This window comes from Planosporangium flavigriseum (assembly GCF_011947225.1).
Taxonomy (GTDB): domain Bacteria; phylum Actinomycetota; class Actinomycetes; order Mycobacteriales; family Micromonosporaceae; genus Planosporangium; species Planosporangium flavigriseum.
In genome coordinates, this window is the sequence record NZ_JAATVW010000001.1 from 522331 (window position 1) to 543616 (window position 21286).

A 21286-nucleotide genomic window follows, 5' to 3' on the forward strand; every position below is an offset into this window, starting at 1 on the left:
CCGCGGACTCCTCAGGAGCAGGGGAACCTCACCGGCCCGGAATCGCCTGCGCGAAGATGGATAGATGCCGCAACTCCGCATCGCCCTCGCCCAGGTGGACCCGACCGTCGGCGACTTCCCCGGAAACGCCGCCATCGTGCGCGAGCAGACCCGAACGGCCGCCGACGCCGGGGCCCAACTCGTCGCCTTCCCGGAGATGATGCTCAGCGGGTATCCGGTCGAGGACCTGGTGTTCCGCGAGTCGTTCGTGGCCGCCTCGAAGAAGACCCTGCACCGGCTGGCCGAGGACCTGGCCGCCGACGGCCTCGGCGACGTGGCGGTGGTGGTCGGCTACCTGGACGCGGACGGGCCGGCGAAGCTCGGCGCGGACGCCGCCCCGGACCGGGGCCCGCGTGACGCCCTCGCCCTGCTGCACGGCGGGCGCGTGGTCACCACGTACTTCAAGCACCACCTGCCCAACTACGGCGTGTTCGACGAGGACCGGTACTTCGTGCCCGGCGACACGCTGAAGGTCGTGCGCATCGGCGGGGTCGACGTGGCGCTGACCGTGTGCGAGGACATCTGGCAGCCGGGCGGCCCGTTCGCGGTCGCCGGCCAGGCCGGCGTCGGGCTGGTCGTCAACATCAACGCCTCGCCGTACGAGATGAACAAGGACGACGTACGCCTGCCGCTGGTGCAGCGCCGGGCGGCCGAGGCGGGCTCATGCGTCGCGTACGTGAACATGATCGGCGGCCAGGACGAACTGGTCTTCGACGGTGACTCGATGGTCGTCGCGGCGGACGGCTCGCTGCTGGCGCGGGGTCCCCAGTTCGTCGAGCACCTGCTCGTACTCGATCTGGATCTTCCCGAAGCCGACAGAGACACCGAGGGTGACTTCGGGGAGATGAAGGTCGAGCGGCTCCAGCTCACCGGTGAGCTGCCGGCCCCGACGGCCGCCCTCCTGCCGCCCGAGGTCGCCGAGCGGGCCGTCGACGAGGCGGAGGCGTGGCAGGCGCTCGTGCTGGGCCTGCGCGACTACGTACGCAAGAACCGCTTCCCGTCGGTCGTACTCGGCCTGTCGGGCGGTATCGACTCGTCCGTCGTCGCCGCGATCGCCTGCGACGCGATCGGCGCGGAGAACGTCGTCGGGGTGTCGCTGCCGAGCGCGCACTCGTCCGAGCACTCCCGCGACGACGCCGCGGACCTGGCCAAGCGCACCGGGCTGGACTACCGGATCGAGCCGATCCAGCCCATGGTCGACGCCTTCCTCGCGAACATGTCGCTGTCCGGGGTGGCCGTGGAGAACCTGCAGGCGCGGGTACGCGGGGTGATCCTGATGGCGCTGTCCAACTCCGAAGGTCACCTGGTCCTCACCACCGGCAACAAGAGCGAGCTGGCGGTGGGGTACTCGACGCTGTACGGCGACTCCGTCGGCGGCTTCAACCCGATCAAGGACGTGTGGAAGACGCTCGTGTGGCGGCTGGCGCAGTGGCGCAACGCCGAGGCGGTACACCGGGGCGAGACGCCGCCGATCCCGGAGAACTCGATCGCCAAGCCGCCGAGCGCGGAGCTGCGGCCGGGCCAGCTGGACACCGACTCGCTGCCCGACTACGCCGTCCTCGACGCGATTCTGATCGGCTACATCGACCGCGACATGAGCCGCGACGAGCTGATCGCAGCCGGCCACGACCCCGCGCTGGTCGACCGGGTCCTGCGCATGGTGGACGCGGCCGAGTACAAGCGCCGCCAGGCCGCGCCCGGACCGAAGATCACCTTCAAGGCGTTCGGCCGGGACCGCCGGCTGCCCATCACCAACCGGTTCAGAGAAGGATTCAGCCGGGAGGGAGCTGTCTAGCCAGCTCATGGAGCGCCTCCTCCACCCGGGTGAGCGGTGGGCCGACCAGGTGATCGCCGACGTCGACGCGCTGGGGCCGGCGTGGCGCGCGCTCGTCGACCTCGCCGCCACGGCGACCACGCCCCGCCCGTCCGGCCGCTGGCAGCGGCGGGGAGGTGAGCTGCTGGCCGACGTGGGCCCGAACACGTACCGGGTCCGCGCGGCTGGTTGGCTGCGCCTGGTCGACGGGGACGCCGACGTCGTACCGGAGAACGCCACCGTCCTGCGCGGCCTGATCTGGCTGCTGGCGCTGATCCCGCCGCACCCCGAGACCGCCCGGACGCTCGGCGACCAGGTCGAGCGGGCGTTGCGCCCGGTCGCCGGACGCGGGCCGCGCAGCGCGAAGGTGGCCAACGCCGCGGTGTACGCGCTGTCGCGCCTGGGCGACCCCGGGCTGGCGCAGCTCACCCGGTTGGCGAGCCGGGTGACCTACCGCGGCACGCTCAAGCTGATCCACGCCGCGCTGGAAGCCCACGCCCGGGCGCTCGGCCTGTCGCGCGCCGACGTCGAGGAGCTGTCGATCCCGACGTACGGCCTGACCGAGGTGGGTCGCCGGGTCGAGCGGTTCGACGGCGTCACGGCCGAACTGCGGATCGTCGACGGCCGGCCGCGGCTGATCTGGCGCAACCCCGACGGCGCCGTGCTGGCGTCGCCACCGGCCGCGGTACGGCGGGGGCACGCCGAGCGGCTCGCCGAACTGCGGGCCACGGTCCGGGACATCGGCAAGATGCTGCGCGCGCAGCGCAACCGCCTCGACCGGATGTTCGTGTCCGCGCCCGCCTGGCGCTTCGTGGTCTGGCGGGAGCGGTACCTCGACCATCCGCTGGTCGCCACCCTCGCCCGTCGGCTCATCTGGACCGTCAACGGGCTGCCGGTCGGGTACGCCGACGGCGCGCTGCGCACCGTCTACGACGTCGAGGTACGACCGGCGCCGGACGCCACGGTAGGCCTGTGGCACCCGGCCAACCGGCCCGCCGACGAGGTGCTGGCGTGGCGCGAGTGGCTGGCGCGCCACGGCATCCGCCAGCCGTTCAGACAGGCCCACCGCGAGGTGTACGAGCTGACCGCCGACGAGGAGGCGGACGAGGTCTACTCCAACCGCTTCGCCGGGCAGGCGCTGCGCCAGCACCAGTTCCACGCGCTGGTCACCCAGCGCGGCTGGCGCGACCGGCTGCGGATGGACCGCGACGACAGCTTCTCCCCCGCGACCCGCGAGCTGCCCGAGTGGGGGCTGCGCGCCGAGTTCTGGGTCGCGCCCACCGACGGGCGGACGTACGAGTCCGGGGCGTACCAGCAGATCGTGACCGACCAGGTGCGGTTCTACCCGCGGGACGCACCGGAGAGCGTCGCCGACCCCGAGACGGGCCGGTACGAGCAGTGGGTGGGTGAGGTCGAGGATCCCGTCGCCCCGGTACCCCTCGACCGGATCCCGCCGCTGGTGTTCAGCGAGATCCTGCGCGACGTCGGCCTCGCCGTCGGGATCTCCCGCGTCGGCACGGAAACGTACGGCATCGAGGTCACCGACCCGCGACTGCGCCGCGATCTCCACCAAACGTCCGTGTGAGATTTCGCATCGACCGTTGCCCCACAGGGCGGCACCGGTGCGACGATCGACTTCGTAGCCCGGGGACCCGGCAAGCGGGCCTCGAGGAGTGCGAGGGAGACAGTGATGTCCCAGCCTGAGGTCGCGTCACTCTACGGCGGAGTCACCAGCCGGCGGGTACGCACCCGCGATCTGCTCGCCGCCAAGGAGCGCGGCGAGAAGTGGGCGATGCTCACCAGCTACGACCAGTACAGCGCGTCGATCTTCGACGAGGCCGGTATCCCGGTCCTGCTCGTCGGGGACTCGGCCGCCAACAACGTGTACGGGTACGAGTCCACCCTTCCGATCACCGTCGACGAGATGCTTCCGCTGGTCCGCGCGGTCGTCCGCGCCAGCAAGCGCGCCCTCGTCGTCGCGGACCTGCCGTTCGGCTCGTACGAGGAGGGCCCGGCCCAGGCCCTGCGTACGGCGGCCCGCTACATGAAGGAGGGTGGCGCCCACGCCGTCAAGCTGGAGGGCGGCCGGCGCTGTGATGCCCAGATCTCCGCGCTGACCGGGGCCGGGATCCCGGTGATGGCGCACATCGGCTTCACCCCGCAGAGCGAGCACACGCTGGGCGGGTACCGGGTCCAGGGTCGCGGGGACGCCGCCGCCGACCTGATGGCGGACGCGTACGCGGTGGCCGAGGCCGGCGCGTTCGCGGTCGTGCTGGAGATGGTGCCCGGCGAGGTCGCCAAGGAGATCACGCACGAGCTCGACATCCCGACCGTCGGCATCGGAGCCGGCCCGGACACCGACGCCCAGGTACTGGTCTGGCAGGACATGGCGGGCCTGCGCACCGGCAAGGCGCCGCGCTTCGTCAAGCGGTACGCCGACCTGGCCGGCGCGCTGTCCGACGCGACCCGCCGCTTCGCCGAGGAGGTACGCGAGGGCGTCTTCCCAGCGGCCGAGCACACGTTCCACTAGTTCTTCGCGATCTAGTTCTTCGCGCGATCTTGGAAGATTTGGCATCGCATTCGATGCCAAATCTTCCAAGATCCGCTAAACCTCAACGAGGAGAGTCTCCAGGCCCCGGATGATGTACCCGGGCTTCCACTTCGGCGTCTCCACCAGCTTCATCGCCGGTGCCTTCGCCAGCAGCGCGCCGAACGACGCCGTCAGCTCGATCCGCGCCAGCGGAGCGCCCAGGCAGTAGTGGATGCCGGCGCCGAAGCTGATGTGCGGGTTTTCGGCGCGGCCGAGGTTCAGCCGGGCCGGGTCGGTGAACACGGCCGGGTCGTGGTTGGCCGAGCCGAACAGCAGCGCCACCTCGCTGCCGCGCGGGATGTCGACGCCGGAGATCGTGATGTCCTCCAGGACCCACCGCTCGAACATCTGCGCCGGGGTGTCGTAGCGCATCAGCTCCTCGATGGCCGTCGGGAGCAGGTCCGCCGAGGCCCGCAGCCGCGTCAGCTCACCGGGGTTGCGGAACAGCGCCCACCACCCGTTGCCGGTGGTGTTCACGGTCGCCTCGTGACCGGCGTTGAGTAGCAGGACGCAGGTGCCGACGAGTTCGTCCTCGGTGAGCCCGTCGACCTGGGTCAGCGCGGTGATGAGGTCGTCTCGCGGGTCGCCGCGGCGCGCCGCGGCCAGGCCCCGCAGGTAATCGGAGAACTCTTCGCAGGCACGGACCGCCCGGTCTGCGACCTCACGCGAAGGGTTCAGCTCGTACATCCCGCAGATGTCGGCCGACCAGGGGCGCAGCAGGTGCCGGTCGGCCTCGGGTACGCCCAGCATCTCCGCGATGACGGTGACCGGCAGCGGCTCTGCTACCCGTGCGATCAGGTCTCCCCCGCCGTCGGCGACGAACTCGTCGACGAGCCGGTCGGCGATGCGCTGCACGGTCGGGCGCAGCGCCTCGACCCGCCGCGGTGTGAACGCCTGCGAGACCAGTCGCCGCAGCCGGGTGTGGTCGGGCGGCTCCATGTCGAGGATGCCGTTGCGGATGACGTGCCAGAACGGCGCGAGGTGCGCGGGGTCATCGGGCCGGCACATCTCGGAATGGGTGGCCACGTGCAGGTACGTGCGGCCCAGGCGCCGGTCGCGCAGCAGCGCGTCGACGTCGGCGTGCCGGGAGATCAGCCACTGGCCCGTGGGCTCGAACCAGCTGACCGGCTCGTTCTCGCGCAGGTAGGCGTACACGTCATACGGGTGCGCCACGAACAGCGGCGACCATGGATCGAAGGCTGGCCTCACGGGTGAGAGCGTAACCACGCCGCCAGCGACAGCGGCTCCCCGAGGTCGTCGCGGTTCATACGTCCGTGATGCGGATACCGGCGTGGGCCTTGTACCGCTTGTTGATGGCGATGAGGTTCGCGGTCAACCCCTCGACCTGGGCGGCGTTGCGCAACCGCCCGGCGTGGATGCCGCGCATGCCGTCGATCCGCATCGCGAGCGCCTGCACGACGTTGGCCGCTTCCCGGTCGTCACCGAGGACGAGCACGTCGAGCTCCATGGCGGCGATCTGCGGGTTGATCAGCAGCACGGAGCTGACGTGATTGAACGCGGCACACACCCGCGACTCGGGCAGCAGCGCCGCCGCCTGCTGCGCCGCACTACCCTCGGGTACGGGCAGCAGGTACGGGCCCTGCTTGTCGAATCCGAGCGGGTTGACGCAGTCCACCACGATCTTCCCCGGCAGGTGCTCGGCGAGGCTGGACAGCAGGTCGCCATGCCCCGCCCACGGCACGGTGACGATGACGACGTCCGCGTCGCAGGCGTACACGTTGTCGCCGCCGCTGACGCGGTCGCCGCTGACGACACCGGGCATGTTACCGATCTCCGCGGCGGTCTGCGCGCCCCGCTCAGCCGACCGCGAACCAATACGTACTGTCTGCCCCGCACGAGCCAACCGGTAAGCCAACCCCTTCCCCTGCGGACCGGTGCCTCCCAGCAGACCGACCGTTACGTTCGACACGTCGGGCAGGATCGTCGGGTCAAAGCCCATACCGCCAGTCTGGCACCGGATCCGGCTCGCATGACCCGCGCGTGGCCCTCATCGCAGCACCGTTTCAGGACTTTAGCTCCGGAAAATCCTCCTCCCAGTACTCGTGCTCGTCGCGGCCCACCCGGCTGGCCTCCTGACCGCGCAGCTCGACCCGGCGGATCTTGCCGGAGATCGTCTTCGGCAGCTCGGCGAACTGGATGCGCCGCACCCGCTGATACGGCGCCAGCCGTCCACGCGCGAACCGCAGGATCTCCTGCGCCATCTCGGGGCTCGGCTGGTAGCCGTCGGCCAGCATCACGTACGCCTTGACGACCGCCAGCCGCACCGGGTCGGGCGCGGGCACCACGGCCGCCTCGACCACGGCGTCGTGCTCGATCAGCGCGCTCTCCACCTCGAACGGCGAGATGCGGTAGTCCGACGCCTTGAACACGTCATCGGTACGCCCGACGTAGGTGATGTACCCATCCGCCTCGCGGATCGCTACGTCGCCGGTGTGGTACAGCCCGTCGCGCATCACGTGCGCGGTGTGCCCGTCGTCGTCGAGGTACCCCCGCATCAGGCTCACCGGCCGCTCCGAGAGGTCCAGGCAGATCTCACCCTCCACACCGTCCGGCACCCGCTCCCCGGTCAGCACGTCGGCGAGGACGATCCGGTACCCGGGCAGCGGCCGGCCCATCGAGCCGAGCTTCAGCGGCTGGCCGGGCGGGTTGCCGATCTGCGCCGTCGTCTCGGTCTGCCCGTACCCGTCGCGCACGGTGATGCCCCACGCCGCGCGTACCTGCTCGATGACCTCCGGGTTGAGCGGCTCGCCAGCCGCCACGCACTCGCGCAGCGGAACCGTCCAGGCGCCCAGGTCGGCCTGGATGAGCAGCCGCCACACGGTCGGCGGCGCGCAGAACGTGGTGGCGCCGCAGCGCACGATCGTGTCCAGCAGGCCTGCCGCGTTGAACCGCGCCTGGTTGACGACCAGTACGGTCGCACCGGCGTTCCACGGCGCGAACACGTTGCTCCACGCGTGCTTGGCCCAGCCCGGCGAGGAGATGTTCAGATGCACGTCATCCGGGCGCAGGCCCTGCCAGTACATGGTGGACAGGTGCCCGATCGGGTACGACGCGTGGGTGTGCCCCACCAGCTTGGGCCGCGCGGTCGTGCCGGACGTGAAGTACAGCAGCAGCGGGTCGTCGCCCCGGCTGCGCCCCTCGATCGCCTCGTCACCGGCGAACTCGTACGCCTTGTCGTAGGCCAACCACCCCTGGACCGGCTCACCCACCGCGATGCGCGTCCAGGCGCCCTCGACGCCCGCGAACTTCGGCGCGTCCACGCTGCGCGCGACGACGTGGTCGACACTGCCCCGCTCGATGCGGTCGCCCAGGTCGTCCGGGCCGAGCAGGGTCGACGCCGGGATCACCACCGCGCCGATCCGGATCGCGGCGAGCATCACCTCCCACAGCTCGACCTGGTTGCCGAGCATCAGCAGAATCCGGTCGTACCGGCGCACCCCGTGGGAGCGCAGCCATGCCGCCACCTGCTTGGCGGCCGCCGACATCTCGGCGAACGTCCGCCTGGTCTCGCTGCCGTCGGACTCGACGACCCACAGCGCCGTCTGGTCCGGCCGCTCGGCGGCGAGCACGCCGTCGAACCAGTCGACCGCCCAGTTGAACGTCTCCAGCCGGGGCCAACGGAAGTCCCGGTACGCGGCCTCGTAGTCGCCACGGTGGTCGAGCAGGAAGTCGCGGGCCACGCGGAACTCACCCGCGGCGACGAGATCCGGGATCGAGCCGTCGGCCTGGGCATCGTCGGACTGCGGGTCGAGCACGCGGTCCACCTCCTAAGGGGTCAGCTGTTCGGTACGGACCGCAGCCGCGGGTACGCCTGCGGGGGCTCGGGCTCGGCCGGCCCGTCATCGAGTTCGTGATCGAACCCGTCTTCGTCGTCGAACTCGTCGTCGGCCTCGTCGTCGAACTCGTCGTCGAACTCGTCGTCGGCCTCGTCGTCGGGTGATGGCGCCGAGTCCGGGATGATGCAGAACAGGTGACCGGTCGGGGCGCGCATCACCCACCACGCCTGCTCGCGGCGCACCTTCTCGGCGCCGAGCGCCTCCAGTCGGTGCGCTTCGGCGTCGACGTCAGGAGCGAAAAGATCGAGATGGTACCGGCCGGGGGCGCCTACGCGCTGCAGTTCGACGTGCAGGTCACCGGCTGCGCCCGGCAGTTCGACGAACGGGTCCTTCGGGTCGCCGGAGTGCCGGGCCCGGGCGCCGAGCGCCTCCGACCAGAAGCGCACGCCCGTACGGAACCCGCTCTCCTCGCAGTCAATCAGCAACGTGTACCGCCGCCGCAGCATCGCGCGTCACCTCCCGTCGCCGATGCCTGCTGTCATACCGGGCGACGGGGCGTCTGTCTATGCCTACAGTCACTCGACCAGGTGGAACAGCACTTTTCGCCGGGACGGGTCGGCCTCGACCAACCGGACCCGCACCCGCGTACCCGCCACCAGTCCGTCGCCCGCGCAGCGCGCCTGTACCGGTGGATCGTCGAGCGCGACGACGCCGGGGTCGACGTCCAGCACGGCCGCTTCGAACTCCTCCCCCACCCGCGCTTCGAGCAGGACGGCCTCCACCAGGTCGACCGCGCCGCGCTCGGCCGCGCTCGCGATCCGGTCGGTCGACGACATCACATCGGGCAGGTTCGGCAAGGCCTGCCGTACCCACTCGGGCACCTCGGCACCGGCGTGCAACGCCAGGCACACCTCGGTCGCGTACCGGTCCGCGAGGCGCCGCAGCGGCGCGGTCACGTGTGAGTACGGAGCGGCCACCGCCCCGTGGCCCGCGTCGGCCGGTGCCTGCCCCGCGAACGCCCGGTACCCGGCGCCCCGCATCAACTCGATGGCCTCGTCGAGGAAGGCCGCCTTGCGCGGATCGGCCGGGTCAAGCGTCGCGATGACACCACCGACCTGTACGCCGTGGGGCCAGACCACGCCGAGCGCGGGCGCCGCGGCGCGCAGTTTGGCCACCGCCTCGGGCCGCGGCGCCGGCATCGTACGCAAGAGACCGATCCGACCGTCGATCATGATTTTCGCGGCGGTCACTCCGGTGAGCAGCGAGATCTGGGCGTTGTACTCCTCCACCGCGAGCGGTGCGCGTAGCACCAGACGCCAGCCGTTGCCGTCGCGCTCGACCTCCTGGTCGGGGATCGGCAGGTTGATGGCTCCCCGGGCCAGGCCGCGCTCGATGAGCAGCTTGCCGATCTCCGGTAACAGCGCCACCGGCTCAGCCGGCTGCCCAGCATCCACGTCGGACTGCACCCGTTCGTAGTTCAGCTTGGCCCGGCTGCGTACGAGCGCCCGCTCGACCCGTACGGCTACCGTGCCGCCGTCGGCGTCGAGGTCGGTCGTCCAGACCACCGCCGGCCGCTCCCGGTCCGGCAGCAGGCTCGCGGCGTCTTCGCTGAGCACCTTCGGGTACAGCGGCACCTTGCCGTCGGGCAGGTACACCGTCTGTCCGCGAGTCCACGCCTCGGTGTCCACCGCGCCGCCGGGGCGTACCCAGGATGCGACGTCAGCGATCGCGTAGTACACCCGGTAACCGCCACCGGAGCGGCGCTGGAGACACATCGCCTGATCGAGGTCGAGCGAGGTGGCCGGGTCGATCGTCGCGAACGGAATGTCGGTGCGGTCGACCGGGGGTCTCGGAGGCTCGGAGACGCTCTGCTCCGCCTCTTCCTGTACCGCCGCCGGGAACCCGTCCGGCAGCTTCAGTTCACGGCGCAGTGCGCCGAAGTTGAAATGGGGCGCACGTACGCGTCTGAGAGCCACAGGGTATGTCCTATCACTCTCGCGTACGGCGCCCCACCCATCGTTGCTTTGCGAGTGTTCTCCGCGCTTTTGCTTGCGGATGTTCACCTGCCCGACTAGCGGGCGGTACCGACCTTGGTACGCGTGCCGTTCACCCGCTTGAGCGGAGCCGGAACGGTGCCGGCGGCGGCCTTCGTCGCCTTCGTCGCGGCCGTCTTCGCGGTGCCGGTTGCCTTCGCCGCGGCCTTGGCCGCGATGTTGGCGGCCGACTTCGCGGTGCCGGTCGTCTTGGCGACAGCCGTCTTCGCGGTGCCGGTGGCCTTCGCGACGGCCGTCTTCGCGGCCGGACGCACCGACTTGGTCGCCGGGGTCGCCTTGGCCGGCGCCTTGGTCGGCGTCGCCTTGCGAGCGGTGGCGGTCGGCGCGGCCTTGCGAGCGGTGGCCGGGCGGGTGGCGGCAACCTTGACAGCAGCCTTCTTGGCCGGCGCGGTCTTGACAGCAGCCTTCTTGGTCGGAGCGGCCTTGGCGGTCGTCTTGGCAGCGGTCGTCTTGGCAGCGGCCTTCTTGGCCGGAGCGGCCTTCGCGGTCGTCTTGGCAACGGCCTTCTTGGTCGGAGCGGCCTTCGCGGTCGTCTTGGCAACGGCCTTCTTGGCCGGAGCGGCCTTCGCGGTCGTCTTGGCAACGGCCTTCTTGGCCGGAGCGGCCTTCGCGGTCGTCTTGGCAACGGCCTTCTTGGCCGGAGCGGCCTTCGCGGTCGTCTTGGCCGGAGCCTTCTTGGCCGGGGCGGTCTTCTTGGCCGCAACCGTCTTCGCCGGCGCGGCCTTGCGGGCCGGCGCCACCTTGGCAGTCGTCACCTTGGTGGTGGTCGCCTTCTTGGCGGGCGCGGTCTTCACGGCAGCCTTCTTGGCGGGCGCGGTCTTGACAGCGGCCTTGTTGGCAGGCGCGGTCTTGCGAGCCGGGGCCACCTTCGCGATCGCCTTCTTCGCCACGGCCTTCTTCGGCGCGGCCGTCTTCGCCACGGCCTTCTTCGGCGCGGCCGTCTTCGCGGTCGTCGCCTTCGCCACGGTGTTCTTCGCCGTCGCAGCCTTGCTGACCGCGGCACGGGTACCCGTGGTCTTGGTGGTGGTCGCACCAGCCGCGCGCTTGGCAGCCGGTCTCGTGGTGGTGGCCTTGTTTGCTGCGGCCATCGTCTGTTTCCCCCTCGTCGGGGACTTCCGCCGGTTGGTCGGTGCGGGCGCTACTACAGCGCGCCTACCCCGTTTCTCCGTTCCAGCGGGCGTCCTCCGCATCCCAAGTCTCGTTTCGAACTCTTACTCGGTCGAGCGCACGCTCGGCCTCCTCGGCCGAGTTGTACGGTCCGAGTCGATCCACCGCAGCGCAGACGTTGTCCCCGGTCTCGACGCGGTGATGTGAAAGGCACCAGTAGTACTGGTCAGCACCACTGTTGCTCATGTCCTTCACACTGCCCCCCACATCGGCCGTCCACCACCGATCCTTATAAATTTGACCAACAGCTTCCACAGTAGACCCGTCCGAGTGACAACAGGGCATGATGATGATGCCCTAAACCGGGCTAGCGAAACGCGGCCCAAGACGGCCCGACGGCATCCGAATTTGCCGTACATGCCTTGTGTTGCCGTGATGTTTGAGCCCGAGAACGACGTCAGCGGCTCGCATGTTTCGACGTTTGGTCACGCATCCGCTACCTGACTTCGGCGACTGCATCGCCGATAGGCTGCCGCGACAGAGCCGGAAACGACGAGATCCGGATCATGTGATCCGGATCTCTCGGTTCGGACGAAGGCATGCCAAGCGCGCCGTCGGCGTGCCGGCAGCGACAAAACGCCTGGGCGCTAGAGGGTTGGGGTGCGCAGATACTCGGCGACGCGCTGGTGCTTTTTGTCGCGCGCTTTCACCGCCTTCTCCGCCGGGGTCTCTTCCGCAATTTCGGTCTTCGCCGAGCGGAGAACCTCGTCCTTGTTGTGGTAGTCAACCGGCGGCATTCCTCGAAGGGCCTTCAGCACCTCCTCAGGAGCACCCAGTTTCTCGGCCTCGCGGACGATGTCCTCCTTGAGCGCCGGAAAATCCATTGTCTCGAGGTACGGAGCTACCTCATCCCTGGTCACCATCGCGATCGCGCCCCTCGCCTCTCCTCTGCACAGCAACGTTGAGCGCCTACCCAGGCGCGTCGGTGCGAACCGCTGTGGCCAAGGTTCAGATCATCCGCAGTCGTTCGGCGAGCCGATCCAGACCGCCCTTGACCATCTGCCCGTACCCGTCATCGGCGAGCACCCCTACCGCGGCCCACCCACGTTCCAGATGATGCCGTGCCCGCTCCAGATCCCCGAGTTTGCGATAGGCCTCGCCCAAGTTGAGATGCAACGAGGGGTAGAAACCGCGTACGGATCCGCTGACGCCGGCCTGCCATACGCGTTCGTCCGTAAGTGAATCGGCCGCCTCCAACGCCCGCAGGTCCCACATCAGTTCCTCGCGCACGTCGTCCTGAACATCGGCCATGGAATGCGCGAGAGCGCAACGGTGCAAGGCATCACCGGTCAGGCCGATCTCGTCCCAGATCTTCGCGAAAAGGCTGCGGGCGGCGGCTCGCTCGCCGCGCTGGCCGAGCTCGACACCCTGACCGATCCGCGCCATGATCAAATCCGGTTCCGCCATGGCCCCTCCTTGAGGAGTGGAGGCTACAGCTGAGCTTCGATTTCGGCTATCGCCTGAGCGCTGTCATTGAACAGAACCGCGCACATACCGGCGCGGCGGGCCGCCTCGACCGCCAAATCGACGTCGTACACCCGCCCGCTCCTGTTTCCATTCGCGCGCATCGACGAAGCCGTTACTCCGAATCGCCCTCCGGTAACGGGGACGCAGACCGCGCAAGGACTCGTAGCGCAGGGGTGATCTCAAGTACCCCGACCGGCAGTGGTCTCCGCAGGCCAGGTCACGAGGTCAAGGCGACTACTCGGCGAACTTGATGAAGTCCTCGCCGAGCTTGCGCAGCTGCTGCCTCGACACGAACATCGAGACCTCGCGCTCATCCCTGGCGTTGCCGCGGGGAAAGCGGCGGCGGAGGCGGAACTCGACCTGGAACAGCGGTTCGTCTTCGGTCGCGACGTTGTCCCTCGCCTGGCCGATCGCGACTCCGTTGAAGACGTACTCCTCGGGCACGACCACGTCCACCCCCATCAGGAGGACGCGTTGCTCGTAATCGGTTCGCCAGACTTCACCCAAGCTGATCCGCTCAGCGTGCTGTGTGCAGACGCCCCACTCGACTCGAACTCCGAAGCGGTTGCTGGCGACGGCCCTGTCCACCTGTTCCTGACAACGCAGCACTGCACATGCACTCACGGTTTCCACCGTACCGATGGAGCGATACAGGTACGCCTGCGAGAAACGCCACATTTGCGCAGGTCGGCCCGGGTGCGCGGCGCACCTCGTCCTGCCGCTCCCGATCAAGCGGGTGGTCATCACGCAACAGCATCAACGAGTCGACTGTCGCATGACCCAGATGCTCAGCGGCTCTGTCACGGTGCGCACCACCTCCCAGCCTGCGCGGCGGTACACCTCGACGTTGGCCGGGTTGCTGGTTTCGAGGATCGCCGGCAGGCCGTCTTCGGTGGCACGGCGCAGTCCGGCCTTCATGACGGCATGACCCCAGCGACGGCCGGCGTTGTCGGGGTGGGTACCCAAAACGCCTAGGTACCAGAACGGGGCAGTTGGCAGTACGGCGTGCACCGCCCGGTCGTAGGCGTGGACACGGGCCAGCGCATCGGCCGGGAGTTGGGCCAGCGCGCCGAGAGCGAGAGTCTCGTCCGGCGACTCGTTCTGCGCTGCAGGGGGTTCCCAGATCGCGACGGAGGCGCCACGCCCGATCATCCAGATGGTTTCCTTGTGCACCCGCTTGTCGAAGAGGTGCCCGAAGAAGGCGGCGGCGTACTGCGGATAGCTCGCCTCTTCGGGGAACAGGTAGCGCAGAACGGGATCGTTGATGAATGCGGCGACCAGCGAGCCGATGACTCGTCCACGATCTGCCGAGGTGGCGACGGTGATCTCAGCGGCTGTCACGACATGAGACGGTATAGCGATCACGCGCGTACGGCGAGGCGGTACGCGAGCAGGGGCGCGACGGACGAGTCGACCTGTACGCCGGGTTCTGTGACCCGCTCACGCGGGCCGGCGGCCATCCATCTCGGCCTGCCGTCACCGACAGGCTCTAGCAGCCTACCCGCAGGCATCGGGCGGGCAGCCCTCAATCGCCTGCGCAGGTCACCGCCGTGGCGGTGACCCTCTTGGCCTTGCTCCGGGTGGGGTTTACCGAGCCACCCCGGTCACCCGGGGTGCTGGTGGGCTCTTACTCCACCGTTTCACCCTTACCCCGCGGCCGAAGCCGCGTGGCGGTCTGTTTTCTGTGGCACTGTCCCGCGGGTCGCCCCGGGTTGCCGTTAACAACCACCCTGCCCTGTGGAGCCCGGACGTTCCTCGGCAACGAGGCTGAAAAAGCCGCGTTGACGCGGCCGCCCGGTCGACTCGTCCATCGCACGTCCAATGGTACAAACACCTGCGGCCGGCCGACGCTTCCCATGATCTGTGCGTGTCACAACGCATACCGGCATCCATGAATTGCGACTAGCCTGGCGATCACCATGACTGCCGCACATATCGCACTGCTTCTGGTCGCCGGGCTCGCCGCCGGCACCGTGAACGCCATCGCCGGCGGCGGATCGCTGGTGACGTTCCCGGCGCTGGTGGCGACGGGCCTACCGACTGTCGCCGCCAACGTGACGAACTCGGTCGCGGTCTTCCCCGGGTACGTCAGCAGTGTGGTCGGCAGCCGGCACGATCTCGCGAACCTCGCCGCCGAGGACGGGAAGCACGGCTTCCGTCGGCTCCTCGCCCTCGCGCCCACCGCGATCGTCGGTACGGCCGCCGGCTGTGTCCTGCTGCTGGCGACTCCCGCCAAGGCGTTCGACAAGGTGGTGCCGTTCCTGGTGCTCGGCGCGGGCGCGGTGCTCGCGTTCCAGGGGCGCCTGCGCGGCGTGGTCGGGCACCCTCACGAGATGTCGCCGCGCCACCGACTGCTGGCGCTGCACGGCATGGTGCTGCTCGGCTCGGTGTACGGGGGGTATTTCGGCGCGGCGCTGGGCGTCATGTTCGTCGCGGCGTTAGGGCTGGTGCTCGCCACGAGCCTGGCCCGTGTCAGCGCCCTGAAGAACGCCCTCTCGGCTCTAGTCGGCTTCGTCACAGTGGTGGTGTTCGCGCTGTTCGGCCCGGTCGACTGGGCCGACGTGGCGGTGCTCGCGCCGGCCACCATTACGGGCGGCTACCTCGGTGCCCGCCTCGCGCGACGGCTGCCGGCGCGGGTCCTCCGCGCGCTGATCGTGACGTTCGCCAGCGTCATCGGTGTGTATCTGCTGATCCGCGCGTACCGCTAGCCCGCAGATCTTGGACACTTGGACCGCCTAGGACCGGTCCAAGTGTCCAAGATCGCGCGAAACCGTCAAGCCGTCACCGGCTCCGGGAGGTCCTTGACCCGGGGATCGCCCTCGTCGACGTGGTAGTCGTCCGCCACCGTCGCGTCGACACCGTCGGGCGTCTTCATCGCGCGCAGCACCAGCGTCGCGAGCACCGTCACCACCAGGTTGACCCCGACCGCGAGGAACCCGGTGTACACGGTGACCTTCGTGTCGAACCCGAGGTGCGAGAGCGCAAACGCGGACCCGCCGAAGTGCTGGTGCCTGGTGGCGGCGTTCGGCGTCACGTACAGCATCCAGAACCCGGCCGCCATGCCCGCGATCCAACCGGTGATGAGCGCCCCGCGGTGGAACCACCGGGTGTACAGGCCCAGCGCGACCGCCGGCAGCGTCTGCAGGATGACCACGCCGCCGATGAGCTGCAGGTCAATGGAGAACTGCGGGTCGAGGAAGAGAATGAACGCCAGCGCGCCCACCTTCACCAGCAGCGAGGTGACCTTGCTGACCTTGGCCTCCTGCTCCGGGGTGGCACCCGGGCGCAGGTACTCCTTGTAGATGTTGCGGGTGAACAGGTTCGCCGCCGCGATCGACATGATCGCCGCCGGCACCAGCGCCCCGATCCCGACCGCGGCGAACGCGATGCCCGCAAACCAGTCCGGGAACATCTTCTCGAACAGCAGCGGCACGACCGTGTTGCTGTCGACGGTGCCGGCCGTGGCGCCGGCCATCGGCTGGATGCCCGCCGCGATCGCCATGTAGCCGAGTAGCGCGATCAGACCCAGCAGGAACGAGTACGCCGGAAGCGCCGACATGTTCCGCTTGATCACGCCACGGCTCCGGCTGGCGAGCACGGCGGTGACGCTGTGCGGGTACAGGAACAGCGCCAACGCCGACCCGAACGCGAGGGTGACGTACTGCCACTGGTTGGCCGCGTTCAACAGCGTGCCGTCGGTCGGCGACGGCGTTTTGGCGAACTTCGCGTCGGCCGCGCCGAAGATCTTGTCCCAGCCGCCGAGCTTGTACGGGATGTACAGCACCGCAACGGCGATCACGATATAGATGAGGATGTCCTTGACGAACGCGATCAGCGCCGGCGCCCGCAGCCCGGACTGGTACGTGTACCCGGCGAGGATCGCGAACGCGATGATGATCGGCGCGTGCCGGGCGAGCATCGAGTCGCCGGTCATGCCCATCGTCTTCAGAACGGCTTCGATGCCGACCAACTGAAGTGCGATGTACGGCATCGTGGCGACGATGCCGGTGATCGCGACGACCAGCGCGAGCGTCGGCGAGCCGAACCGGGCCCGCACGAAGTCGGCCGGCGTGACGAAGCCGTGCCGGTGCGACACCGACCAGAGGCGCACCAGGACCAGGAACGCCATCGGATAAATGATGATTGTGTACGGAACCGCGAAGAAACCCATCGCGCCGGCGCCGAACAGCAGCGCGGGCACGGCCACGAACGTGTACGCGGTGTACAGGTCACCGCCGAGCAGGAACCAGGTGATCCAGCCGCCGAAGCTGCGCCCGCCCAGTCCCCACTCGTCGAGGTGCTCGAGGGTTTCGGGGCGACGCCACCGGGCGGCGACGAAGCCGAGCGCGCTGACGGCGAGGAACAGGATCGTGAAGATGACGATCTCGGTGAGGTGGTTTCTCCACACGGCCGCTCACCCCCGCCGTTTCGTCATCTGATAGACGAACGTGGTGGTGCCGACGCCGATGATGATGAAGGCGAGCTGCAGCCAGTAGAAGCGCGGAAGCCCGAACAGCTTGGGGTCGTTGGCGTTGAACAGCGGCACGAGCAACGGCACCACAACCGGTATGAGCAGCAGCCAGTACAGCGGGCTGCGGTCGTCGCGGCTACGCGGTGGCGCTGGCTCGTTCTGGGGGGATGTCACGATGCTCCTCCTTACCCACGCGGGTGTGGCGGAGGTAACCAGAGCGGTAGCGGATGGAGACCCTGGGCTTCGGTCCCCTGCGCCCAATGGCTCTCCCGCTGCGCCGAACGGTCGACCCGCTGCTGCGGCGGAATCAGGCGGTATCCACCTCCGCAACCGCGGTACTGAAGCGGCGGGTGTGCCACTGCCCGTCGTCATCGCGCCACGCCTGGCTGTCCGCCGCCATGTCGGCGAACCGGGCCAGCCACGGCTGCGCCTTGTACAGCTCACCGAAGTACACCCAGCCGGCCGCCTCGTCGGCATACCCGCGCTCGTCGAGAAAATCCCAGGCCCCGTCGGCGTCGTGGGTGACCGCCATGATGGGCAGCGTGCCGGCCACGACCTCGGGCGAGGCCAGCACAGTGGCGTCCGGTTCCAGGTACGGGAACGGCCAGGCAGGCGACAGCTCACCGACCAGGCGCCAGGCACCGGCTGCGTGCTCGTCCACGGGCACCCACCCGCGGGGCTGGCGCTCGCGGCAGGTCACGGTCGCCGCCGCCGCCCACGGCCAGCGGCCTTCCCGGTCCGGCCACACCACCTGCAGTACGGGCACGTCCAGGGTGCCGTAGTGGCCGCCCATCGCGGCGAACAGCGCCCGGTGCCACGACGGGTGGATCGGTCGGGTCTGCACCGGGAAGCGCTCGAGAACGCCGCCGAACGGCTCACCGTCGGCGAACGGCTTCCCGAGGTCGCGAAGGCGCCGGGCGCAGTTGTTGAGCCAGATCTGCATGTCCTGCTCACGCAGACCGAACATGGCCACTTCGGGCAGTTCGTACGACCGCCAGAGGCCGATCGTGAACGCGTACGGCGTCCCGCCACTTGCCGCCACGACCGCCCACCCGGCGTCGGCGATCGTGTCGCGTACCCACTGGTCCCACGAGCTTTGCATGGTCGCCACCTTCCGTCGTGAGGTGGTGCCGGCTCGCCGTCAGCCGGTGTCGGCGAGGTGAGCCGTTTCGTTGACGCCGCGTACGGCGATCCCGCCATCGGGCCAGTAGTCCACAGTAGACATACCGGCGGGATCGAGGTAGCAGCGGTACAGGAAGCCCGGGCCGGCGTCGAGCGCTTCCCGCAGTACCAGTTTGATGGGCGACACGTGGGTGACGACAGCGACACGCTCACCGGCGTACGCCTCGCGCAGACGCTGCACCGCCCGGCTCACGCGTACGGCGACCTCGTCGAAGGACTCGCCGCCGGGCGGCGCAACCGCCGGCGACGCCAGCCAGGCCTGCATCTCCTCCGGCCAGCGCTCGTTCACCTCGGCGAATGTCAGCCCCTCCCACTTGCCGAAGTCGCACTCCACCAGGTCGGGTTCGACGCGTACGGGCACTCCCCCGGCCGCTTGCGCGATCAGCTCAGCCGTACGGGCACAACGGCTCAGGTGCGAGGTGACGACCGCCGCCACGGGACCCACCCGGGACGCCACCGCCCGTGCCTGCGCCAGACCCCGGGGCGTCAACTGCGCCTCGCCACGGCCGGAGTACAGCCGGCGCGCGGTGTACTCGGTCTCGCCGTGCCGAACCAGGATCAGCCGGGTGGCCGGCCCGGCCGGCGGCGCCCAGGACTGAGCCGAAGCTGCGGGTGAATCGGCGCGGGCTGCCGTCGCAACGGCGGCTGAAGCGGGCTCCTCAGGCGCGGGCTTGCCGTCCATCGCCCGGTTGGCGAGGGCATCGGCCCGCTTGTTGCGCTCGCGTGGGATCCAGTTGAACTTCACCGACTTGAACCGGCGCACCAGGTCGGCCGCCTGCGCAGCGAGGGGCCGCAGCCCGGGGTGCTTGATCTGCCAGCGCCCGGACATCTGCTCGACGACGAGCTTGGAGTCCATCCGGACCTCCACCTCGTCCGCGCCCAACTCGGCTGCGGCGGTCAGGCCGGCGATCAGACCCCGGTACTCGGCGACGTTGTTGGTGGTGACGCCCAGCGCGCCCATCCGCTCGGCCAGGAGCTCGCCGGTGTCGGCGTCGAGCACGACGGCGCCGTACCCGGCCGTACCCGGATTGCCCCGGGAACCCCCGTCGGCTTCGACGACGACTCTCACAGGCCGGACTCCTCGGTGCGGACCATGATGGACCCGCACTCCTCGCACCGGATCACCTCGTCGGCGGGCGCCGCCTTCACCCGGTTCAGCTCACTCGCGTTCAGGTCCAGCCGGCAGGCGCCACAGCGGCCAGCGCGCAGCAGCGCGGCACCGAGGCCGGTCTGCTCCCGGCTGCGCTCATAGAGCCGTACGAGGTCCTCCGGCAGGTCGCCGGCGAGCGGCGCCCGGCCCGAGCGGCGGAACTCCTCTTCCCGGCCGATCTGCGACAGCGCCTCGTCCCGGCTGCGCTCAAGCTCCGCGCGCTTCTCGCGGAGCGTCGCCAACCGGCCTCGGCAGTCAGAGGTCTCCTCACGGAGGGGAACGCTCAGGTTGCGCCGCGGGTGACGCCCGATGTACCGAACGTCACAGCTGCCCGCGCCCACTCTAGACCCAGGGTGACCTGGGTGTGGTGCCACTGTGAACGACAGCTCACCCAGTGCGACGAGGGGTGACCCCCTCGCCGGGTGGCGGTTCCGCCCCCGCCCCGACCGGCGGCGGCTCCGCCTTCCCCCCGTCGGGCGGCGGCCGATCCGCGGCGTGCCGCACGCGCCGTTCCCTCCAGACGTCCCGGACGACCACCTGGAGGACCCCCGCGACCGGGATCGCCAGCAGCGCGCCGAGCAGGCCGGCGAGTTCGACGCCGATCAGGATGCTGATCACCACCGTCAACGGGTCCAGCCGTACGGTGCGCGCCATGATCAGCGGCTGCAGCACGTGGTTCTCGATCTGCTGGTAGACGATGAAGAACACGAGCACGACGATGCCGGCGGTGAGTGAGTGCAGGAACGCAGCCAGCGTCGCGACGACCGCGCCGAGCGTGGCACCGATGAGCGGCATGAGGTCCGCGAACGCCACGAACAGCGCGAGCAGGCCGGCGAACGGCACCCGCATCACCGCCAGCACGACGTAGGTCAGCACCCCGCAGATCAGGCTGATGAGCAGGTTTCCGGTGATGTACCCGGTGATCATGCGCGCGCACTCGCGACCGACCCGGCGGACACGCTTGCCCCAGCGTGGCGCCAACACGTCCAGGACCCCATCGACGATGCGCGGGCCCTGCAGCACCATCAGGTACGACAGCACGAAGATCGTGAGTATGCCGGCGACGGTCGTGGCCGTGCCGCGCAGAAACCCCAGCGTCGGCGCGCCGAGGCGGGTCAGGAACTCCCGCAGCTGGGCGCCGTGCGCTGCTACGTAGTCACGCAGGTGGAATCGATTGATGAGGCCACCGAGCGGGCCACGGCCGGCCTGGGTGTCGTGGATGATGCGCGGCAGGTCGTTGACGAACTGGGTTCCCTGGTTGACCAACGGCACCACGAAGACCGCCACGAGCCCGGCGAGGACGAGGAACACCAGGAGGAAGACCAGCAGCGTTGACAGCCCGCGCCGGATCCAGGGAACGCGCCGCTCGAACCAGCTCGCCAGCGGATGCAGCGCGGTGGCGAAGAACGCGGCGATGACGATCCAGGTCAGGACGCGGCGGGTCTCGTACACCAGGAGGAGGGCGAGGCCGGTGAGCAGCACCATGCCGATGACGGTGAGCGTGATACGCGCCGGGGTTCGCTCGCGCGGCGTCGTCATCCTCCGGCTACTCCCCT

20 protein-coding genes and 1 other RNA gene are annotated in these 21286 nt (G+C 69.6%); 4 read left to right on the plus strand and 17 right to left on the minus strand.

Features of this window, described 5'->3' with window-relative positions:
• Nucleotides 1-64: 64 nt before the first annotated feature.
• The 3 genes from HC028_RS02265 to panB all read left to right on the plus strand — a co-directional run bounded on the left by HC028_RS02265 (nt 65) and on the right by panB (nt 4382).
• Entirely contained in the window at nt 65-1834 is a 1770-nt protein-coding gene (locus HC028_RS02265; protein ID WP_168072000.1) for an NAD+ synthase, read from the plus strand.
• Nucleotides 1835-1841: 7 nt separating this feature from the next.
• Nucleotides 1842-3437 (plus strand): DUF4132 domain-containing protein, encoded by a 1596-nt coding sequence (locus HC028_RS02270; protein WP_168072001.1) that lies wholly within the window; start codon nt 1842-1844, stop codon nt 3435-3437.
• A gap of 105 nt (nt 3438-3542) precedes the next feature.
• Complete coding sequence (gene panB / locus HC028_RS02275) at nt 3543-4382, plus strand: 3-methyl-2-oxobutanoate hydroxymethyltransferase (protein WP_168072002.1); 840 nt, start codon at nt 3543-3545, stop codon at nt 4380-4382.
• 75 nt (nt 4383-4457) lie between these two features.
• Here the strand turns inward: panB and HC028_RS02280 are convergent, their stop codons facing one another.
• From HC028_RS02280 to rnpB, 11 genes are all read right to left on the minus strand, one after another.
• Nucleotides 4458-5651 (minus strand): cytochrome P450, encoded by a 1194-nt coding sequence (locus tag HC028_RS02280; RefSeq protein WP_203981173.1) that lies wholly within the window; start codon nt 5649-5651, stop codon nt 4458-4460.
• 55 nt (nt 5652-5706) lie between these two features.
• Entirely contained in the window at nt 5707-6402 is a 696-nt protein-coding gene (gene npdG, locus HC028_RS02285; RefSeq protein ID WP_168072004.1) for an NADPH-dependent F420 reductase, read from the minus strand.
• 64 nt (nt 6403-6466) lie between these two features.
• A complete protein-coding gene (locus HC028_RS02290) occupies nt 6467-8218 on the minus strand; it encodes an AMP-binding protein (RefSeq protein ID WP_275408221.1) in 1752 nt (583 codons plus the stop codon).
• 20 nt (nt 8219-8238) lie between these two features.
• A complete protein-coding gene (locus tag HC028_RS02295; protein ID WP_168072005.1) occupies nt 8239-8745 on the minus strand; it encodes a VOC family protein in 507 nt (168 codons plus the stop codon).
• A 69-nt stretch (nt 8746-8814) separates the two neighbouring features.
• Nucleotides 8815-10215, minus strand: coding sequence for an RNB domain-containing ribonuclease (locus tag HC028_RS02300; RefSeq protein WP_168072007.1), 1401 nt, complete (start codon nt 10213-10215; stop codon nt 8815-8817).
• 95 nt (nt 10216-10310) lie between these two features.
• Nucleotides 10311-11381: a hypothetical protein gene (locus HC028_RS02305; RefSeq protein WP_205860920.1), complete on the minus strand. Its 1071-nt coding sequence runs from the start codon at nt 11379-11381 to the stop codon at nt 10311-10313.
• 666 nt (nt 11382-12047) lie between these two features.
• Nucleotides 12048-12323, minus strand: coding sequence for a DUF2795 domain-containing protein (locus HC028_RS02315; protein WP_168072009.1), 276 nt, complete (start codon nt 12321-12323; stop codon nt 12048-12050).
• 85 nt (nt 12324-12408) lie between these two features.
• Nucleotides 12409-12867, minus strand: a complete 459-nt coding sequence (locus HC028_RS02320; protein ID WP_168072011.1) for a Get4 family protein — start codon at nt 12865-12867, stop codon at nt 12409-12411.
• Between the two features lie 294 nt (nt 12868-13161).
• Nucleotides 13162-13551: a hypothetical protein gene (locus HC028_RS02325; protein ID WP_168072014.1), complete on the minus strand. Its 390-nt coding sequence runs from the start codon at nt 13549-13551 to the stop codon at nt 13162-13164.
• A gap of 132 nt (nt 13552-13683) precedes the next feature.
• Nucleotides 13684-14268, minus strand: a complete 585-nt coding sequence (locus HC028_RS02330) for a GNAT family N-acetyltransferase (RefSeq protein WP_168072016.1) — start codon at nt 14266-14268, stop codon at nt 13684-13686.
• 61 nt (nt 14269-14329) lie between these two features.
• Nucleotides 14330-14733, minus strand: an RNA gene (rnpB, locus tag HC028_RS02335) — RNase P RNA component class A.
• 113 nt (nt 14734-14846) lie between these two features.
• Between rnpB and HC028_RS02340 the strand changes: the two genes are divergently transcribed.
• Nucleotides 14847-15635 carry a sulfite exporter TauE/SafE family protein gene (locus HC028_RS02340; protein ID WP_168072018.1) on the plus strand — a complete coding sequence of 263 codons (789 nt, stop codon included), beginning with the start codon at nt 14847-14849 and terminating at the stop codon, nt 15633-15635.
• Nucleotides 15636-15700: 65 nt separating this feature from the next.
• Here HC028_RS02340 and mctP read toward each other — a convergent pair whose 3' ends face one another.
• The 6 genes from mctP to HC028_RS02370 all read right to left on the minus strand — a co-directional run bounded on the left by mctP (nt 15701) and on the right by HC028_RS02370 (nt 21269).
• Nucleotides 15701-17335 (minus strand): monocarboxylate uptake permease MctP, encoded by a 1635-nt coding sequence (gene mctP / locus HC028_RS02345; protein WP_168072020.1) that lies wholly within the window; start codon nt 17333-17335, stop codon nt 15701-15703.
• Between the two features lie 6 nt (nt 17336-17341).
• Complete coding sequence (locus HC028_RS27260; protein ID WP_373313990.1) at nt 17342-17575, minus strand: DUF3311 domain-containing protein; 234 nt, start codon at nt 17573-17575, stop codon at nt 17342-17344.
• A gap of 130 nt (nt 17576-17705) precedes the next feature.
• Complete coding sequence (locus HC028_RS02355) at nt 17706-18500, minus strand: DUF4262 domain-containing protein (RefSeq protein ID WP_168072025.1); 795 nt, start codon at nt 18498-18500, stop codon at nt 17706-17708.
• Between the two features lie 39 nt (nt 18501-18539).
• A complete protein-coding gene (locus HC028_RS02360; protein ID WP_239075613.1) occupies nt 18540-19649 on the minus strand; it encodes a bifunctional RNase H/acid phosphatase in 1110 nt (369 codons plus the stop codon).
• Nucleotides 19646-20104, minus strand: a complete 459-nt coding sequence (locus HC028_RS02365; RefSeq protein ID WP_420850151.1) for a zinc ribbon domain-containing protein — start codon at nt 20102-20104, stop codon at nt 19646-19648. The genes HC028_RS02360 and HC028_RS02365 overlap by 4 nt, the downstream gene beginning before the upstream one ends.
• A 13-nt stretch (nt 20105-20117) precedes the next feature.
• A complete protein-coding gene (locus HC028_RS02370; protein ID WP_168072030.1) occupies nt 20118-21269 on the minus strand; it encodes an AI-2E family transporter in 1152 nt (383 codons plus the stop codon).
• Between the last annotated feature and the right edge of the window lie 17 nt (nt 21270-21286).